General features: G+C 62.6%; 16 protein-coding genes. 14 read left to right on the top strand and 2 right to left on the bottom strand.

From position 1 onward, the window contains the following. Positions 1-111: 111 nt before the first annotated feature. The 12 genes from ABM562_RS20065 (at position 112) to ABM562_RS20120 (ending at position 12976) form a co-directional block, all read left to right on the top strand. Positions 112-1173, top strand: a complete 1062-nt coding sequence (locus ABM562_RS20065) for an agmatine deiminase family protein (protein WP_460423070.1) — start codon at positions 112-114, stop codon at positions 1171-1173. Beyond that, positions 1170-2075, top strand: coding sequence for an N-carbamoylputrescine amidase (aguB, locus tag ABM562_RS20070; RefSeq protein WP_134063212.1), 906 nt, complete (start codon positions 1170-1172; stop codon positions 2073-2075). Before ABM562_RS20065 ends, aguB begins: the two co-directional genes overlap by 4 nt. Then, on the top strand, positions 2072-3163 hold the full coding sequence (locus ABM562_RS20075; RefSeq protein WP_134063214.1) for an extracellular solute-binding protein: 1092 nt from the start codon (positions 2072-2074) through the stop codon (positions 3161-3163). Before aguB ends, ABM562_RS20075 begins: the two co-directional genes overlap by 4 nt. A 24-nt stretch (positions 3164-3187) precedes the next feature. Further along, positions 3188-4303 (top strand): agmatine deiminase family protein, encoded by a 1116-nt coding sequence (locus tag ABM562_RS20080; protein ID WP_460423072.1) that lies wholly within the window; start codon positions 3188-3190, stop codon positions 4301-4303. Positions 4304-4387: 84 nt separating this feature from the next. Beyond that, on the top strand, positions 4388-4987 hold the full coding sequence (locus tag ABM562_RS20085; protein ID WP_115087493.1) for a TetR/AcrR family transcriptional regulator: 600 nt from the start codon (positions 4388-4390) through the stop codon (positions 4985-4987). A 72-nt stretch (positions 4988-5059) separates the two neighbouring features. Beyond that, positions 5060-6217 carry an efflux RND transporter periplasmic adaptor subunit gene (locus ABM562_RS20090; RefSeq protein ID WP_460423074.1) on the top strand — a complete coding sequence of 386 codons (1158 nt, stop codon included), beginning with the start codon at positions 5060-5062 and terminating at the stop codon, positions 6215-6217. Continuing rightward, on the top strand, positions 6214-9342 hold the full coding sequence (locus ABM562_RS20095) for an efflux RND transporter permease subunit (protein ID WP_346617597.1): 3129 nt from the start codon (positions 6214-6216) through the stop codon (positions 9340-9342). Before ABM562_RS20090 ends, ABM562_RS20095 begins: the two co-directional genes overlap by 4 nt. Then, complete coding sequence (locus ABM562_RS20100) at positions 9326-9760, top strand: N-acetyltransferase (protein ID WP_134063220.1); 435 nt, start codon at positions 9326-9328, stop codon at positions 9758-9760. Before ABM562_RS20095 ends, ABM562_RS20100 begins: the two co-directional genes overlap by 17 nt. An 86-nt stretch (positions 9761-9846) precedes the next feature. Then, positions 9847-10668: an aspartyl/asparaginyl beta-hydroxylase domain-containing protein gene (locus ABM562_RS20105; RefSeq protein WP_460423076.1), complete on the top strand. Its 822-nt coding sequence runs from the start codon at positions 9847-9849 to the stop codon at positions 10666-10668. A gap of 99 nt (positions 10669-10767) precedes the next feature. Beyond that, positions 10768-11553, top strand: a complete 786-nt coding sequence (locus ABM562_RS20110) for a MipA/OmpV family protein (protein ID WP_167458907.1) — start codon at positions 10768-10770, stop codon at positions 11551-11553. A 126-nt stretch (positions 11554-11679) separates the two neighbouring features. After that, on the top strand, positions 11680-12519 hold the full coding sequence (gene yghU / locus ABM562_RS20115) for a glutathione-dependent disulfide-bond oxidoreductase (protein WP_460423078.1): 840 nt from the start codon (positions 11680-11682) through the stop codon (positions 12517-12519). A gap of 127 nt (positions 12520-12646) precedes the next feature. Next, positions 12647-12976: a hypothetical protein gene (locus ABM562_RS20120; protein WP_115087499.1), complete on the top strand. Its 330-nt coding sequence runs from the start codon at positions 12647-12649 to the stop codon at positions 12974-12976. 267 nt (positions 12977-13243) lie between these two features. On the opposite strand, the gene ABM562_RS20125 is transcribed toward ABM562_RS20120, so the two are convergent. Both ABM562_RS20125 and ABM562_RS20130 read right to left on the bottom strand, forming a co-directional pair. Next, a complete protein-coding gene (locus ABM562_RS20125) occupies positions 13244-14170 on the bottom strand; it encodes an alpha/beta hydrolase (RefSeq protein WP_460423080.1) in 927 nt (308 codons plus the stop codon). Continuing rightward, a complete protein-coding gene (locus tag ABM562_RS20130; protein WP_460423082.1) occupies positions 14157-14996 on the bottom strand; it encodes an SDR family NAD(P)-dependent oxidoreductase in 840 nt (279 codons plus the stop codon). Before ABM562_RS20130 ends, ABM562_RS20125 begins: the two co-directional genes overlap by 14 nt. A gap of 144 nt (positions 14997-15140) precedes the next feature. Between ABM562_RS20130 and ABM562_RS20135 the strand changes: the two genes are divergently transcribed. Both ABM562_RS20135 and ABM562_RS20140 read left to right on the top strand, forming a co-directional pair. Further along, positions 15141-16184, top strand: a complete 1044-nt coding sequence (locus ABM562_RS20135; RefSeq protein ID WP_115087502.1) for a Rieske 2Fe-2S domain-containing protein — start codon at positions 15141-15143, stop codon at positions 16182-16184. Positions 16185-16315: 131 nt separating this feature from the next. Continuing rightward, the gene (locus ABM562_RS20140; RefSeq protein ID WP_115087503.1) at positions 16316-17446 is read left to right on the top strand and encodes a helix-turn-helix transcriptional regulator; all 1131 of its coding nucleotides are present in this window, start codon (positions 16316-16318) and stop codon (positions 17444-17446) included. Positions 17447-17516 lie beyond the last annotated feature (70 nt).

The raw sequence follows: 17516 nt of genomic DNA on the forward strand, positions 1-17516 counted from the left end.
GCTAATCATATATCGGCAAAATCCATCGTTTGTTCAGGTGCAAAGCCCAGTTATAGCATGGACACCCAGGCAACAACGCTGAAAACAATTACTTAACTGAAGGTTATTGCAATGCACAACGACAGCGCCAACAACAACGGCTGGTTCATGCCCGCCGAATGGGCCCGACACGCCGCCACCTGGATGGTCTGGCCGCACAACCAGGCCCTGTGGGAGTCGACCTGGGGCGTGACCCTGGCGGATGTGCAGGTCGATTTCGCCCGGGTCGCCAACGCCATCGCCCGCTTCGAGCCGGTGAAGATGGTGGTCGACCCCAGCGCAGTCGACCAGGCCCGGGCGCTGTGCGGGGCCAACATCGAGCTGATCGAAATCGCCGTCAACGACAGCTGGTGCCGCGACTCCGGTCCAAGCTTCATCTGCCACCCGCAACAGGGCCTGGCCGGGGTCAGCTGGCGCTTCAACGCCTGGGGTGCCAAGTCGGCCCATGACCTTGATGAAGGCCTGGCCCGCCGTGTGCTCAATGGCCTGGGCCTGCCCTGCTTTGGCAGCTTCCTGGCCAACGAAGGCGGCGCCATTCATGTCGACGGCGACGGCACGCTGATCACCACCGAATCGGTACTGCTCAACCCCAACCGCAACCCGGGGATGGGCAAAAAGGATATCGAGGAAATCTTCGTGCGCCTGCTGGGGGTGAACAAAGTCATCTGGCTGCCGGGCGACCCGGATTACGTCACGGGCGACATGACCGATGGCCACGTCGACGGCGTCTGTGCTTTCGCCCGACCCGGCGTATTGCTGGTCGACGCGACCCACGACAAATCCTCCGTCTACGCCCAGGTGGCCAAAGAGAACCGCCGCGCCCTTGAACTGGCGACCGACGCCCGTGGCCGTGGCTTCGAGCTGATCGACCTGTACGAAGCCTCGGCTGCCGTCGATACCGACGCCGAAGTGTTCTGCGCCTCCTACACCAACTTCTACCTGTGCAACGACGCGGTGATCATGCCGGCCTACGGCATCGACGCCGACCAGCAGGCGGCTGCCACTCTGCAGCAGGCCTTCCCCGGCCGCACCGTGGTACCGGTGCAGATCAACCAGCTGGCCCACGGCGGTGGCGGCGTACATTGCATCACCCAGCAGCAACCGGCCTGGCCCCTGGCGGGAGGCAAGCAATGAGCGCGCTGACTGTCGCCAGCTTGCAGTTCGCCTGCAGCTGGAACCTTGAAGGCAACCTCGATAAAGCCGAGCAACTGGTGCGCGAGGCAGCCTCAGCCGGGGCCAAGCTGATCCTGCTACCGGAGCTGTTCGCCACGCCCTACTTCTGCATCGAGCAATGCCACGAGCATCTGGCGCTGGCCGAACCCTATGACAACAGCCCGCTGCTGCAACGCTTTGCCGCCCTGGCCGCAGAGCTGGGGGTGGTGCTGCCGCTGAGCTGGTTCGAACAGGCCGGCAACGCCTACTTCAATTCGCTGACCGTGGCCGATGCCGACGGGCGCTTGCTCGGTGTCTATCGCAAGACCCACATCCCCAACGCCATCGGCTACCAGGAGAAGGAATACTTCAGCCCCGGCGATACCGGCTTCAAGGTCTGGGACACCGCCGCCGGGCGCCTCGGCGTGGGCATCTGCTGGGACCAGTGGTTCCCCGAAACCGCTCGCTGCCTGGCCTTGCAGGGCGCGGAAATCCTGCTGTTCCCCACCGCCATCGGCTCCGAACCCGGCGCCGCGGCCCTGGATTCACGCGACCATTGGCAACTGACCCAGCGCGGCCACGCCGCCGCCAACATCCTCCCGGTGATCACCGCCAATCGCACCGGCGTTGAAGTGGCGCGCAGCGATGCCGACCTGCACATGCGCTTTTACGGCTCGTCGTTTATCACCGACCACAAGGGCCGCCTGCTGGCCGAAGCCGATCGCGACAACACCTGCATGCTGCTGGCCGAGCTGGACCTGGCGCAGATGCGCGAGGAGCGCCTGACCTGGGGCATCTACCGCGACCGTCGCCCGGAGATGTACGGCACGCTGTTGAGCCTGGATGGCCGTCACCCGCACACCACCTGGAGGCAAGGCGCATGAACAGCCTGAAAACCCTGATCGCCGTTTCCCTGGCCCTGAGCTGCAGCCTGGCCGGCGCCGAAGACAAAGTCCTGCGCCTGTACAACTGGGCGGATTACTTTGCCGAAGACACCCTCAAGGACTTCACCGCCCAGACCGGCATCAAGGTCATCTACGACGTCATGGACAGCAGCGAAACCCTGGAGGCCAAGCTGCTGTCAGGCAACAGCGGCTATGACCTGATCTTCCCCGGCGACACCGTGGCCGAGCGCCTGGCCCGCGCCGGGGCCCTGCAGAAGCTCGACCCGGGCAAGCTCGAGCACCTGGCAGACATCGAGCCTGGCCTGCAGCGCCTGCACCAGCGTTACCCCAATTCACGCGAGAGCACCGTGCCCTACACCTGGGGCAGCATCGGCCTGACCTACAACCGCGCAGCCATCGAGCAACGCATCGCCAATGCCCCGGTCAACAGCCTCGACCTGTTGTTCAAGCCAGAGAACGCCGCGCTGCTGGCCGACTGCGGTATCTCGATGATCGACTCCCCCGACGAAGTGCTGGCGGTGGTGCTCCACTACCTGGGCAAGGACCCGCGCAGCGGCAAGGCCGACGACCTGCTCGCCGCCCGCCAGATGCTGGGGGCGATCAAGCCGTACATCCGCAAGTTCCAGTCGCAGCCGGTGACCCAGCTGGTCAATGGCGATACCTGCATTTCGCTCGGCTACAGCGGCGACATGATCCAGGCCCAGCGCACCGCCGATGCCGCCGGTAAAAAGGTCGAGTTCCGTTACCACATCCCGGTTGAAGGCACGACCATCTGGATGGACAGCATGGCCATTCCTGCCGACGCCGCCCACCCGGAATACGCCTACGCTTTTATCAACTTCGTCATGCAGCCGCAGCAGATGGCCGCCATCAGTTCGTTCACCGGCTACCCCACCTCCAGCGCCAAGGCGCGGCCGCTGGTCGAGCCGCAGATGCGTGACAACCCGGACATCTATGTCAGCGATGAAACCTACGCGCGGCTGGTCCCGGGCAAGGACATTTCCCAGAAAGACATGCGCGCGCGCATGCGCACCTGGACCACCCTCAAGACTTCCTCGGCCCATTGAGCCGCCACCACGAGAGCCATACCGATGACACCCCGTCGTACCTTTCTCAAACATTTGTCAGTCGCCGCCGGCATCGCCGGCCTCGGCCTCGGCCCGTTGCGCCTGGCCATGGCCGCTGACGAGCGCTGGTTCATGCCCGAAGAAGACCAGGCCCAGCGACGGATCTTCTTGGCCTTCGCCGCCGCCGAAAATGTCTGGGAAGACCAGGCGGACGCGGTCAACAGCTGTATCGCGCAACTGGCCCGTACCATCGCCCGGTACCAGCCGGTCACCGTACTCTGCCGTCCCGAAGACCTGGCTGAGGCACGCCAGCAATGCGGCACCGACAACATCGAGTTCCTGCCTGTGCCACTGGACGACATCTGGATCCGCGATTACGGCGGCTGCTTTGTCATCGACGACGACGGCAACAGCGCGCTGATGGACTTCAACTTCAACGGCTGGGGCAACAAGCAACGCCACCGCAACGATAGCCGGGTGGCGGCAACGCTCAGCGAAACCCTGGGCGTGCCCTACCTGCAAAGCGAGCTGACCGGCGAAGGCGGCGGCATCGAAGTGGATGGCCATGGCACGGCGATCATCACCGAAAGCTGCTGGGTCAACGCCAACCGCAACCCGGACTGGAGCCGCCGCGACGTCGAGGCCGAGCTTAAAGCCAACCTTGGCCTGCGCAAGATCATCTGGCTGCCGGGTATCAAGGGCCAGGACATCACCGATGCCCATGTCGACTTCTATGCGCGCTTCGTCAAACCGGGGGTGGTGATCGCCAACCTCGACAATGACCCTGACTCCTACGATTACCGAGTCACCCGCAAGCACCTGGAGATCCTCAAGCAGGCCACCGACGCCGACGGCCGCCCGTTGACCGTGCACCTGCTGCCGCCGCCAAGCAAACTGCGCAGCAACCGCTTCACCCGCGACAACCCGGAGTTTGCCGCCGGCTACATCAACTACCTGCCGATCAATGGCGCGGTGATCGCGCCGCAATTTGGCGACCCGCAGGCCGACCAGCACTGCAAGCAATTGCTCAGCAAACTGTACCCGGGGCGGATCATCGAGCAGGTCAACATCGACCCGATTGCCGCCGGTGGCGGCGGGATTCATTGCATCAGCAAGAACATGCCCGATACCCGGCAGTAATCCAACCCGCCGCCTTGCTCGCTTGACGGCGTGCAGCGGTAGGCCAATAATAGATCGATCAGTCAGTCTATTAATGAGCCAGGTATGAGAACCGTAGACCCGGAAAAAGTCGCCGCCAAACGCAAGCAGATCCTCGATGCGGCCATCGAATGCTTCGCCCGCAATGGCTTTCACTCCACCTCGACGGCGCAAATCTGCGCCGCTGCGGGCATGAGCCCGGGCAACCTGTTCCACTACTTCCCCAGCAAGAACGCGATCATCGAAGCCATTGCCCAGGACGACCAGCATGGCATGGCCGAGTTGATCGCCCACCACGCCAAGGCCAAGGACACCCTCGTTGCAATCGAGAACATCGCCATCGACATGATGGAGTTGTGCAGCGACCCCACCTACGCCCGGATCAGCCTCGAAGTCGCCGCCGAAGCCTTGCGCAACCCCGAGGTCGGCGCCCTGCTTGCCGCCAATGACGCCAAGGTCAAGGCCGATCTCCAGGCCTTGCTCAAGCGCGGCATCGAAGCCGGGCAGATTGACCCGACGCTGGATACACCGATAGCCGCGACCTGGCTGATCGCCCTGACCGAAGGCGGCATCGGCCGCGTCGTGCTCGAGCCAGGCTTCAAGGCCAAAGCCCATAAACCGATGCTGCGTACGATCATCCGCAGGTTCCTGCAGTTGCAGCCATAAGCAGCCCGATATCGGCCTGTTGTACTCGTTGTTACCTCCCCTTGTTGATATGCCCACTCGAGATTGATCGCGATGGCTTTTGTGCTGCGAGACAAACCCCGCCTGTTGATCCCCGGCCTGTTGCTACTGCTCGTGGCTGGCTGGGTGCTGGTGATGCCTGCCAGCGAGCAACCGGATATCGCCCCCCCGCAAGTGCCCTTGCTCAAGGTCAGCAGCGTGCTGGCCGAACCCGGCACCGTGAGCCAGACCCTCCACGTCACCGGCAGCCTGGTGGCCCGCGACGAGGTGTCCATTGGTACCGCGCTGCAAGACACGCGCATTGCCAGGGTACTGGTCGAAGAAGGCGACACAGTGGTGGCCGGGCAACTGCTGGCGCAGCTGGAAACCGATACCCTCGACGCCCAGGTACGCCAGGCCGAGGCCACCCTCAATCGCAATGCCGCCCTGATCAAACAGCAGCAAGCGCTCGACACCGAGGCACAGGCCAGCCTGGCGCGAATCAATGAGTTGGGCAGCATCGGTGCGGTCAGCGCCCAGCAACTCGACCAGCAACGCGCCCAGGCCCACTCCAGCGCCGCCGCGTTGGCTGCCGCCCAGGCCGAGCACCAACAGGCCATCGCGCAACTGACTGACGCCCGCACTCGCCGCGACAAGGCCATCATCCTGGCCCCGGTCAACGGCATCATATCCGAACGCCACGCGCGGTTGGGTGCCATGGCCGGTAGTGAGCCGCTGTTCAAACTGATACGTGACGGGCAACTCGAGCTCGATGGCGAGCTGGCGCAAAGTGCGCTGCAGACCATCCGGGTCGGTACCGAGGTACAGGTGCAAGTTGCCGGCATGGCCGATAGCGTTGCCGGCACGGTGCGTTTGCTGGCGCCCAAGGTGGATGCCGGCACCCGGCTCGGGCGCGTGCGCATCAGCCTCGCGGCAACGGCCGATGTGCGCGCTGGCAGTTTCGCCAGCAGCAGGATCGAAACCGGCACTACCGCGGCCGCGGTGGTCATTCCGCTACGGGCGGTGACCTTTGCCGACGATGGCGGCGCCACCGTCATGGTCCTGGACGTCAAGGGCCAGGCGAGCGTGCGTAGCGTGGTCCTCGGCCAGCGCAACAGCCTGCGGGTGCAGGTCAGCAGCGGCCTTGCCGCCGGTGAGCGGGTAGTGGCAAGCGCCTCGGCCTTCGTGCGCAACGGCGACGTGGTCAGCCTGGCACAGGAGCTGGAGCAATGAACCTGGCGGTGTCGTCCTGGGCCATTCGGCGGCCCATCCCTACCCTGGTATTGTTCCTGGTGCTGGCCGTGGCGGGCTGGATTTCCTTTGCCGACCTGCCGATCAACGCCAACCCGCGGGTCGACTTTCCGGTGATCACCGTCGCCGTAGTCCAGGTCGGTGCCGCGCCGAGCGAACTCGAACATGCGGTCACCCAGCGGGTCGAGCGCGCGGTGTCCGGCCTGGCCGGTATCCGTCACATCACCTCGACGATCGCCGATGCCATCTCGGTCACCACCGTGGAGTTCCAGCTCGGTGTCGACCCCGACCGGGCCGCCAACGACATCCGCGACGCCATCGGGCAAATTCGCGCGGACTTGCCGCAGACTATCGAAGAGCCGCTGGTCACGCGCATTGATGTCGAGGGCGGGGCGATCCTCAACTACGCCGTCAAATCCAGCGCCCGCAATGCCGTGGACCTGTCCTGGTTTGTCGATGATGTACTCGGCCGGGAACTGCTTGGCGTGCCCGGGGTGCAAAAAGTGCAGCGCCTGGGCGGCCTCGAGCGTGAGGTCAAGGTCGAACTCAAGCCCGATCGCCTTGAGGCGCTGGGCATCTCGGCCGACCAAGTCAACACCCAGCTGCTGCACAGCAACAGCAACGTGCCTGGCGGGCGGGCGATTCTCGCCGACAGCGAGCAATCCATACGCACACTGGGCAGCGCCCTGACCGTGCAAGCCCTGGGCGACACCCCAATCGCCCTGCCGGACGGACGCTGGGCGCGGTTGAACGAGCTGGCAAGCGTGGTCGATGGCGCCGGTGAAATGCGCTCGCTGGCGCGCCTGAACGGTGAGCAGGTGGTCGGTTTTGCCGTGTTTCGCGCCAAAGGCTCCAGCGATACCCGGGTGGCCGCAGGGGTAGAGGCCGCGCTCCAGCGCCTGCAGCAACATCACCCGGATATCGAAGTCCAGCAGGTCGCCTCGATGGTCGACTACACGCTGGCCAGCTACAACGCCGCGATCATGACCCTGATCGAAGGCGCGCTGCTGACGGTGCTGGTGGTGTTCCTGTTCCTGCGCAACTGGCGCGCGACCCTGGTGGCGGCCATCGCCCTGCCCTTGTCGATCCTGCCGACCTTCGCCGCCATGGCCTGGTTCGGCTATAGCCTCAACAGCATCACCTTGCTGGCCCTGACCCTGGTAATCGGCATCCTGGTCGACGATGCAATTGTCGAAATCGAGAACATCGAGCGTCACCTGGATCAAGGCAAGCGCCCCTACCAGGCGGCCATTGATGCCTCCGATGCTATCGGCTTTGCCGTGGTGGCAATTACCGCGACCATCGTTGCGGTATTCCTGCCGGTCAGTTTTATCGGCGGCTTTGTCGGCCAGTATTTCACCCCCTTCGGCATCACCGTGTCGGCAGCGGTGTTGAGCTCACTGCTGGTGGCACGGCTGGTGACGCCGCTGATGGCCGCCTACTTGCTCAAGCCCAAATCGACTGAACATCAGCAGCAGGCAACGCAAGCGCCCACTGGTTTGCTCGCTCGCTATCTGCGCCTGCTTGAGTGGGCACTGGCGCATCGACGCAAGAGCCTGGTGATCGCGGCGGTTTTCCTGCTGGCCTCCTTTGCCCTGGTACCGTTGCTGCCTTCGGGTTTCATGCCGGTCAGCGATACCAGCCTGAGCCGCATCGATGTCTCCCTGCCACCCGGCACGCCCCTGGCGCAGACCGACCAGACCCTGCAACAGATGGCCGCGAAACTGCGCCAGCAGCCACAAGTGATGTTCGTTTTCAGCACCGCAGGCGGCGAAGATGCCTCCGGCGCCACCGATGTCGCCAGCGGCCAATTACTGGTGCGCCTGGTGCCACCCGAGCAGCGCGAGGTGAGCCAGAAGGCATTCGAACACGCGCTACGACCGGTCCTCGGTGAGTTCGCCGATATGCGCTTTGCCTTTCGCAGCGACAGTGCGGCGCGAGACATCTCGGTGATTCTCGTCGGTGCCGACGCCCAGCAACTGTCCCAGGCCGCTTACGCGCTGCAAAGCGATATGCGCATGATCAAGGGACTGGCCAATGTCCAGGTCAACGAACCCTTGCCGCGCCCGGAGCTGTTGATCCGCCCGCGCCTGGATGAGGCCGCGCGCTCTGGCGTCAGTGCCCAGGCCATCGGCACCGTGGCGCGAATTGCCACCTTGGGCGATATCAATGCCAATTCAGCGCGCTTCAACTTCCACGACCGGCAAGTACCGATTCGCGTGCAACTTGCCGAGGCGCAGCAAGGCGACCTCGACACGCTGCGCAACCTGCGGGTGGCCAGCGACAATGGCGGCACGCTGGCGCTGTACAGTGTCGCCGACATCGACTACGGCAGTGGCCCGACAAGGATCGAACGCTTCGACCGGCTGCGGCGAATCTCGGTGGACGCCGATCTGGCCGGGGTGACCATCGGCTCGGCCCTGGAAGCGATCCAGGCCACACCCGCCTTGCAGCACCTGCCCCTTGGCGTGCGCGAGGTGGAGTATGGCGACGCCGAGTACATGAATGAAATGTTCGAGAGGTTCGCCACGGCCATGACCTTCGGCATCCTCATGGTATTTGCCGTGCTGGTCCTGCTGTTTCGCGACTTCCTGCAGCCAGTGACCATCCTCGTCTCCCTGCCCCTGGCAGTCGGCGGTGCCATCGGCGGCCTGCTGTTGTATGGCGCCGCCATCGACCTGCCGGTGGTTATCGGTTTGCTGATGCTGATGGGTATCGTCACCAAGAACTCGATTCTGATGGTCGAATTCATCATCGAAAAACGCCGCGCCGGCATGCCCCGGCACCTGGCACTGATACAGTCAGGTGCCGAACGTGCCAGGCCAATCGTAATGACCACCATCGCCATGGTCGCCGGTATGATTCCAGCGGTCCTCAGCAGCGGCGCCGATGCGGGCTTTCGCGGGCCCATGGCGATTGCCGTTATCGGCGGACTGGTGACGTCGACCTTGCTCAGCCTGGTCTTCGTACCGGTGGTCTTCAGCTATATGGACGACCTGAACAACTGGCTGGCCCCGCGCCTGGCAAAACTCACTTCCGTGACCGCGCAAGACCGGGCTGCAGCGCAACAGCAACTAACAGAGGCACGCAATGATCAGACAATTTGAAGCAAACGACATGGATGCAGTTCTGGATATCTGGTTAACGGCCTCGATCCAGGCGCATGACTTTGTCGACCCGGCCGTTTGGCAAGACCAGGTCGACAACATGCGCACGCTCTACTTACCCGCCTCGCAGGTTTATGTATTCGAAGCAGCAGGCAGAACGACTGGCTTTTATGCAGTACATGATAATAACCTGGCGGCGATCTTTGTCCGCCCGGCGTGCCAAGGTCAAGGTATTGGCAAAGCGTTGATTACCCATGCCAAGCAGCACTGCACAGAATTGACGCTGTCGGTGTATAAAGAAAACAGCGCCAGCGTGCAGTTTTACCTGGCACAGGGTTTTACCATCATCAACGAATCCGTGGATGAACACACCGGCCACCCGGAGTACTTAATGAGCACCCGCAAACAGCAGATGTAAACTCTATTACATTTGCCTGAAAGAACGTTACAGCAACTCCCGATACGCTGCAATCCGGGACAGCTGACTTCTTTCAGGCGGTACGCATGAGCAAAAAACTTCGCAAACAGATCGTCCACTTGGCGATCTTCGCTGTAGTGGCTTTTCTAATTTACTCGAACACCCTGCTGACGCTAGGGTTAATACTGATGTTTGTCGCCTGCGGTGTTTATGACCTCGGCCGTAACGGTGCGGTCGACAAACACATCGTCAAAAAATATTTTCTCGGTGGCGGGCGCAATACCTGGGTGCTGTCACCCTTCAACACCCTGATCGACCTGCTGTGCAAACCCAACAAGCACATCTATCAGTTGCATGACCTGCCTGACGCCTGCAATCGCGAGGTCCGGCAGGTGATCGAGATTTCGCTGCGGCACAAGTTCGAGATCATCCGACACCTGGAATCGCGGATGCACAACAACAAGCGCGGGATGTTGTTCTTCCAGTGGTACGGGCGCTCGTCCAGCACGCAACTGAATATTCCTGCGCTTCAGCAACCGTTCGCTTATGTAAAGACGGTGGGCGTGTCGGTGTTCAATGAAAACCAGTCAACCTCTTTTCATTTTGGGCCGTTGCGTTTGATGCTGCGGGTGCTTTACAACATCAGTCCACCGTTGCACAACGAAGGTGTATACATCCAGGTAAAACAGGAAAAGCACTACTGGCACGACCAGCCGTTGTTTATTTTCGATGACACCCTGCTACATGCCTCGTACAACAACAGCAGTGGCAAACGTTATTGCCTGTTTATCGACATCGTCCGCCCTTCCCCTGTTCACCGCCTACTGAGCGGCCTGGTGCTGCTGTTCTCGAAGTTGGTCTTCGGGCTTCGCCGGATGTTCTACAAAAACTGGAAGCCCATTGAATAATCATGGCACTAACAGAGTTTTACATTCTGCACACTGATGATAACAACCAAGTCCCGTACCCTAAACAAACTTTAGCCCACGAGAACAACGTAAACCACCATGAAGATAACAAGGATTTACACTGCATTGACCGGCCTCTGCCTGGTGACCGCCTCGGCGGACTTATTGGCTGACGATTGGCTATTTACCCTGCAAGGCGGCGCGGCCAATGCACCCCGTTACAGCGGCAGCAGTGAGCGCTCGACAGTACCGATGCTCGGCTTCGAGATCGAAAGCCCTTATGGATTCTTCCTACAGGACAAAGGCCTAGGCTGGAAACAGGAATGGGATGACGCCAGTTTCAGCACCTACATCGGCACCAGCGACGAGCGAAAAGACCGCAAAAAAGGCTACCGCGGCTCCGATCGCCTGCGTGGCATGGGATCGATCAAATCCCGCGCCTTGGTGGGCATGGAAGGGTCCTACACCTGGGGGCCGGTCACCTTCGGTGCGACGTTCGAACATGCGCTGAAAAAAGACAGCAACAAAGACACCGGCTCCGCCTACCAGACCCTGGAGCTGAGTGTCGGCACATCGTTGTACGAAGGTGATTTCGGTAGCCTGACCGGCAACATCAATGCGCTGTTTGGTGACGCCGACTACGTCCGCACCTGGTACGGCGTCAGCGAGCAGCAAGCCGCCAACAGCCGCTTTGCCGCACACAAGACCCACGGCGGCCTGGTAAGTCAGGGCGTCAACCTGACCTGGAGTCTGCCACTGGGCGAAAACACCCGCCTGCATACCCTGCTGGATGTGCAGAACCTCTCCGGGCATGTGAGTGACAGTCCGATCGTCGACCGCCGGGTGCAAACCTCCATCGCCAGCGTGCTCGAGTACAGCTTCTAGAACGCCCGCCCTTTAGCCCCGGAGCCTGTGCCGCAGGCTCCCCGGGAAGCACCAGCAGCCCTGTTTGACAACCGCGCGCGCCAGACCGGAACATGAGCCCCTCGAGCACACCAGGAGGTTCATCGCATGAGCAAGGCACCCTATGTCCCGCCTCGGGTCTGGCAGCACGACGCGCCGTCTGGCGGCGAGTTCGCCAACATCAACCGTCCGCTGGCCGGCCCGACCCACGACAAGGCCCTGCCCGTGGGCAAGCAGCCGCTGCAACTGTATTCCCTGGCCACGCCCAATGGCGTGAAGGTCACCATCCTCCTCGAAGAGCTGCTGGCGCTCGGGCATACCGGCGCCGAGTACGACGCTTGGCTGATTCGCATCAGCGAAGGCGAGCAGTTCTCCAGCGGCTTCGTCGAGGTCAACCCCAACTCGAAGATCCCTGCCCTGCTCGACTACAGCGTGCAGCCGCCGCTGCGGGTGTTCGAGTCCGGTTCGATCCTGCTCTACCTTGCCGAAAAATTCGCTGAGTTCCTGCCGACCGACCCGGCCGGTCGTACCGAGACCATGAACTGGCTGTTCTGGCAGATGGGTTCGGCGCCCTACCTGGGCGGCGGCTTCGGTCACTTCTACGCCTACGCGCCGGAGAAATTCGAGTACCCGATCAACCGCTTCACCATGGAAACCAAGCGTCAGCTGGATGTGCTCGACCGCCGCCTGGCGGAAAGCAAGTACCTGGCCGGTGATAGCTACACCATCGCCGATATTGCCGTCTGGTCCTGGTATGGCCAGCTGGCGTTGGGCAGGTTGTACTCGGCGGGCGAGTTCCTCGGCGTGCAGGACTACACCCACGTGCAACGCTGGGCACAAGCGATTGCCGAACGCCCGGCGGTGCTCCGCGGCCTGCGGGTGAACCGCACCTGGGGCGATGAATCGAGTCAGGTGGCTGAGCGGCATTCGGCGCAGGATCTGGATTGAGGCAACAGCATTCGACGTCAAACTCGAGTACTGTGTGGCAAATACTGGCAGGGATAGCCATTGTGCTCCACGGTCAGGTCAAGCAAGCGCCGCTCACCACACGAATCAAGAGTTAATCAAATCCAGGATGGAGCACTACAAATCACTGTTGCAGGCGCTGTTCTTCTTCGCGCTGACCTTTGGCCTTGGCTATCTGTCGATACGCCGCATGCGCAAGCTGCGCGAGGCCGTCGACAGCGAGTTCGAAACGGCGCTGCGACGGCTCCGGATTGATCACCACGAAGTGCTGCTCGACCGCACCCAGCGCCGCTATCACCCGGAGGCGATCCAGGTGCACCGGATACTGCGCGATGACCAAGGCCAGCACTACCTGTATGTGCACATCAGCGATTCGCCCGGAGTCATGCAGCCACTGAGCCACGAGAGAGCGCTGCTGGCGCTGGGCAAGAAAGCCTAGGGCATCAACCTGGCAACACTCGGCACCGGGATGTAACAAGGCTGGAAGCCGGGTTGGCAGTAGTAAGCCATGGTCACTGGCGCCGGTAACGGGCGGTTCAGAAGAGCGGTATAGGCTGCGCCAAAGGCGCAGACAGTCAAGGCAAGGCAAATTGTTTTTGTTGTTTTCATGGCCATTCCACCACAGACGAGGAAAAGACGTTGTGCGCCCCAGACTAAAAACTGCTGCGACAACCTGCTTCGTCCAAACGGACTAGAAAACCGCCGCTCAGACCAGCGCCCGGCGCAGGTCTGCCGCGGCGCCGGCCAGGGTCGTGCCAGCGCGTTCGACAAACGCCGTCATGCTGATGAAACCATGCACCATGCCCGCGCAGCGCTCGACCCGAGTCGCCACACCCGCCCGCTGCAAGCGCTCGGCAAAGGCTTCGCCTTCGTCGCGTAGCGGATCGTACTCGGCAGTGATCAGCGTGGTGGCTGGCATCCCGCTCAGCGATTCGGCGAGCAGCGGTGAGGCCAATGGATCCTCAACCTGCTCAGGGCGTTGCAGGTAGCTGCGCCAGAACCAGGCCATCATCGCCCGCGACAACAGATAACCTTCGCCATACGCCTGGTATGAAGCGCTGTCGCAACGGCCATCGGTGACCGGGTAGAACAGGCACTGATAGCGGATCCGCGGGCCCTGGTGCTGTGCGGCCAGGCGGCTGACGGCGATCGCCAGGTTGGCCCCGGCGCTGTCGCCGGCCAGTGCCAGGCGGCTGCCATCGACCCGCAGGCTGCCGGCCTGCTCGACCAGCCAGCAGGTGGCGGCATAGCAATCGAGCGGCGCCGCCGGGAAGCGCGCCTCCGGTGCCAGCCGGTAGGCAATCGAGACCACCACCGCGCCGGTTGCACTGGCCAGCGCCCGGCACAGGTGGTCATGGGTTTCGAGTGTGCCGATGACAAAGCCGCCACCATGGAAGAACACCAGCAGCGGCAGGTTGTCCTGATCCAGCGGCCGATACAGCCGGGCATCCAGCTCACCGGCAGCGCCGGCCACCCGCAGGTCGCGCACTTCAGCCATGACCGGGCCCGGGATCGGCGGCAACAGGTGGTCGGCATACTGGCGGTACTGCGCGGCATCGAGCTGGTCGTAGTCGGGCTCACCCCGGGCGCTGAACGGCTCAAGCACAGCGGCGATCTGCTTATCGAGCGGCATGGGCATCTCCTTGCACATCGATCATCTGGAACTGCGGGTTGGTTTCTTCAAGGATGCTGCGCAGGCGCAGCTCCAGGGCGGGTTTGAAGTCTTTATGGGGGAAGATCCAGAAGCGCTGCTCGGCCAGGGCCGCAAACACTTGGGCGGCCAAGGCGCGGGGCGTCATGCCCTGGCGGATGCTGTCGTCAAGTACGGCGCTGAACGCTGCGCCGGCCTGATCGCGGGCCTGGTTCGAGGCCATGATTTCACTGGCCACCGGCCCCGGGCAGAGCACCGACACCGAGACCTGGGCGCCGAGCATGCTCAACTCGAACTGCAGGGTCTCGGACAACGCCACCACCGCCTGCTTGGTGACGTTGTACGGCGCCATCAACGGGCTGCTGAGCAGCCCGGCGAGCGACGCGGTATTGATCACCTGTGCCGGGTGGCCTTGCTTGAGCAACAGCGGGACAAAACTGCGGATGCCGTTGATCGTCCCCTGCAGGTTGATGGCGAGCATGCGCTGCCATTGCTCGTGGCTGATTTCCCAGCTGTAGCCGGTCTGCATCACCCCGGCATTGTTGAACAGCAGGTCGACCCGCTGAAAATGCGCCAAGGCGACATCGCGCAGGCGCTCGACCTGGGTCACATCGCTGACATCGGTCACCTGGGCGATCGCCTGCGCCCCCTGCCCTTGCAGCTGCGCGCAGAGCGTCTGCAAGCCCGGACCATCGACATCGGCCAGCACCAACTGCATGCCCAGCCCTGCCGCATGCTCGGCCAGGCCCCGGCCAATACCGCTGGCTGCGCCGGTAATCACCGCCACCCGCCCCTGCTCGTTGCTCATTTTGCTCTCCCGCTGCTGGCTTGATTGCACCAGTAGAGCCGTCAGCCAGCGGGCGGCCATCGTCCGTTCAGACGATGCCCGCCAGTACAGGGGCGGCAGAATCACTCGCACAGCACACCCCGTGATACACCGGAGAACAATAAGATGAGCACCCTGCACCGCATTGAAGCCAAGCTGCTGGAAGACCGCTACGCCCGTGGTTGGCACTGCCTGGGCCTGGCCGCGCAATACCGTGATGGCAAGGCCCACCGCCTGGACGTGTTTGGCACCCGCCTGGTGGCGTTCCAGGGTGAAGACGGCCAACTGAACATTCTCGACGGCTTCTGCCCGCACATGGGCGCTGATCTGAGCACCGGCTGCATCGAAGGCAACTCGATCCGCTGCCCGTTCCACAGCTGGCGCTGGGGCGCCGATGGCGTGTGCGACGACATTCCCTACGCCAAGCGCATTCCGCCACGGGCCAAGGTCAAGCGCTGGCCGATCATGGAGGAAAACCAGCTGCTGTTCGTCTGGAACGACCCGCAAGGTAACCCGCCGATCGCCGAGCAGGCGATCCCGCGCATCGATGCCTGTTTCAGTGACGAGTGGGCCAGCTGGGAAGTGGCCGAATTGCAGATCGACACCAACTGCCGCGAGCTGATCGACAACGTCGCCGACATGGCGCACTTCGGCACGGTCCATGGCGCGCCGGTGGCCGAGTTCAGCAACGTTTTCGAAGGCCACCTGGCCACCCAGATTATGCGTGCCCGCAGCGAGCGCCTGTCTGGCGACAGCGAGCTGAGCACCGTGGCCACCTACTTCGGCCCGGCCTACCAGATCACCGAAATGACCGGGGCGATGAACGGCCAGCCGATCCACTCGATCCTGCTCAACTGCCATGTGCCGATCGATCTCAACAGCTTCACCCTGCGCTATGGCGTGCTGGTGAAAAAGATCCCCGGGCTGAGCGAGGAACAAAACCAGGCCATGGCCAAGGCCTATGTGCAACAGGCCCAGGCCGCCTTCTACGAAGACGTGGCGATCTGGCACAGCAAGACCCGGGTCGACAACCCGCTGCTGTGCGACGGCGATGGCCCGGTCTACCAGTTGCGGCGCTGGTACGAACAGTTCTATACCGACGTCGCCCTGCTGCCTGCCGAGACCCGTGACAACAAGCGTTTCGTGGTACTTGACGGCGAGCGTGCCTGAGCCTTGCCGACAGCTTCGGACAGGCGTGCGTTACGCCTGTCCGGATGCGTGTACGGAGCGTTGCGTGCACGCGTCGACGACGATTATTCTCTGCCATCGCCAACGCTAATAATAAAAAATGGTAGTTCCCTATGCAGCCGTGCCTCACCCTAGAGTCGTTCAGCGACTTGCTCGGTCACCTCTATCAAGGGCCAATGGAGAACATTCCCTGGGTCACCTTCCTCAACCAGCTCAACCTGCAGCTGCACAGCAAATACGTCACCTTCATCCTGCGCCCGCCCAGCGCCCACGTCGACGGCCTGATGGTCAACACCACCGGCAGTTCGAGCGAAACCACCGCCTCCTATAACAAGCATTTCTTTGCCCTCGACCCATTCGTCGACCTGCCCAACCGTGAAGTGGTGACCCTCGCCAGCTACGTTTCCAACGACGAGCTGCTGCAATCGGAGTTCTACAAGAATTTTCTCGAGCCGGTGGACGTGTTCCATATCCTCGGTGCCGACATCAACACCTGCGATGGCGCCCAGTGCCGCATCCGCATCAGCCGCGGGCGTAACGACCAGCCCTTCGGCGATGAAGAAAAAACCCTGCTGGCGCGTTTCATCCCGCACCTGGAACGCTCGATCAAGCTGCACATGCAGCTCAACCGCATCGAAACCGAACGCAACCTCTACGCCGGCGCCGTCGACCAGATGGCGGTGGGCACCATCATCCTCGACGAAACCGGCAAGGTGCTGCAGACCAATCAGGTTGCCGAGCGGCTGATCCAGGAAAAGGACGGCATCAAGCTGGTCAACGACGGCCTGCAGGTCGGTACCGCGCGCGACACCCAGGAGTTCCGCCGCCTGGTCAAGCAATCACTGCTGTCGCAAAAAAGCAGCAACCCCTCGGTGGTCGAGGCCATGCGCGTGCAACGCCCGTCCGGGCGCGCCGACCTTGGCATCATCGTGCGCTCGGTACCGCTGTCGACCTGGAGCGAAGGCAAGCAATGCCCGACCGTGGTGATCTTCATCAGCGACCCGGAGCAGCAATCGTCAGCGCCGCAGGAGATCGTCCGTGCGCTGTTCGATTTCACCCCGGCCGAAACCCAGCTGGCCATGCTGTTGGCCAACGGCCTGACCCTGGATGAAGCCTCGGAAGAACTGGGTATCAGCCGCAACACCTCGCGTGCCCACCTGCGTTCGACCTTTTCCAAGACCGGCGTGACCCGCCAGACCATGCTGGTGCGCTTGATTTTGCGCAGCGTGGCGACCCTCGGCTGAAGCGGCGCCCTCGTCCGCTTGGACGATGGCGGGCCGCCAAGTACAGCGCACAGTGCAGGCATCCACCCTC

The organism is Pseudomonas sp. ZL2, assembly GCF_054788455.1.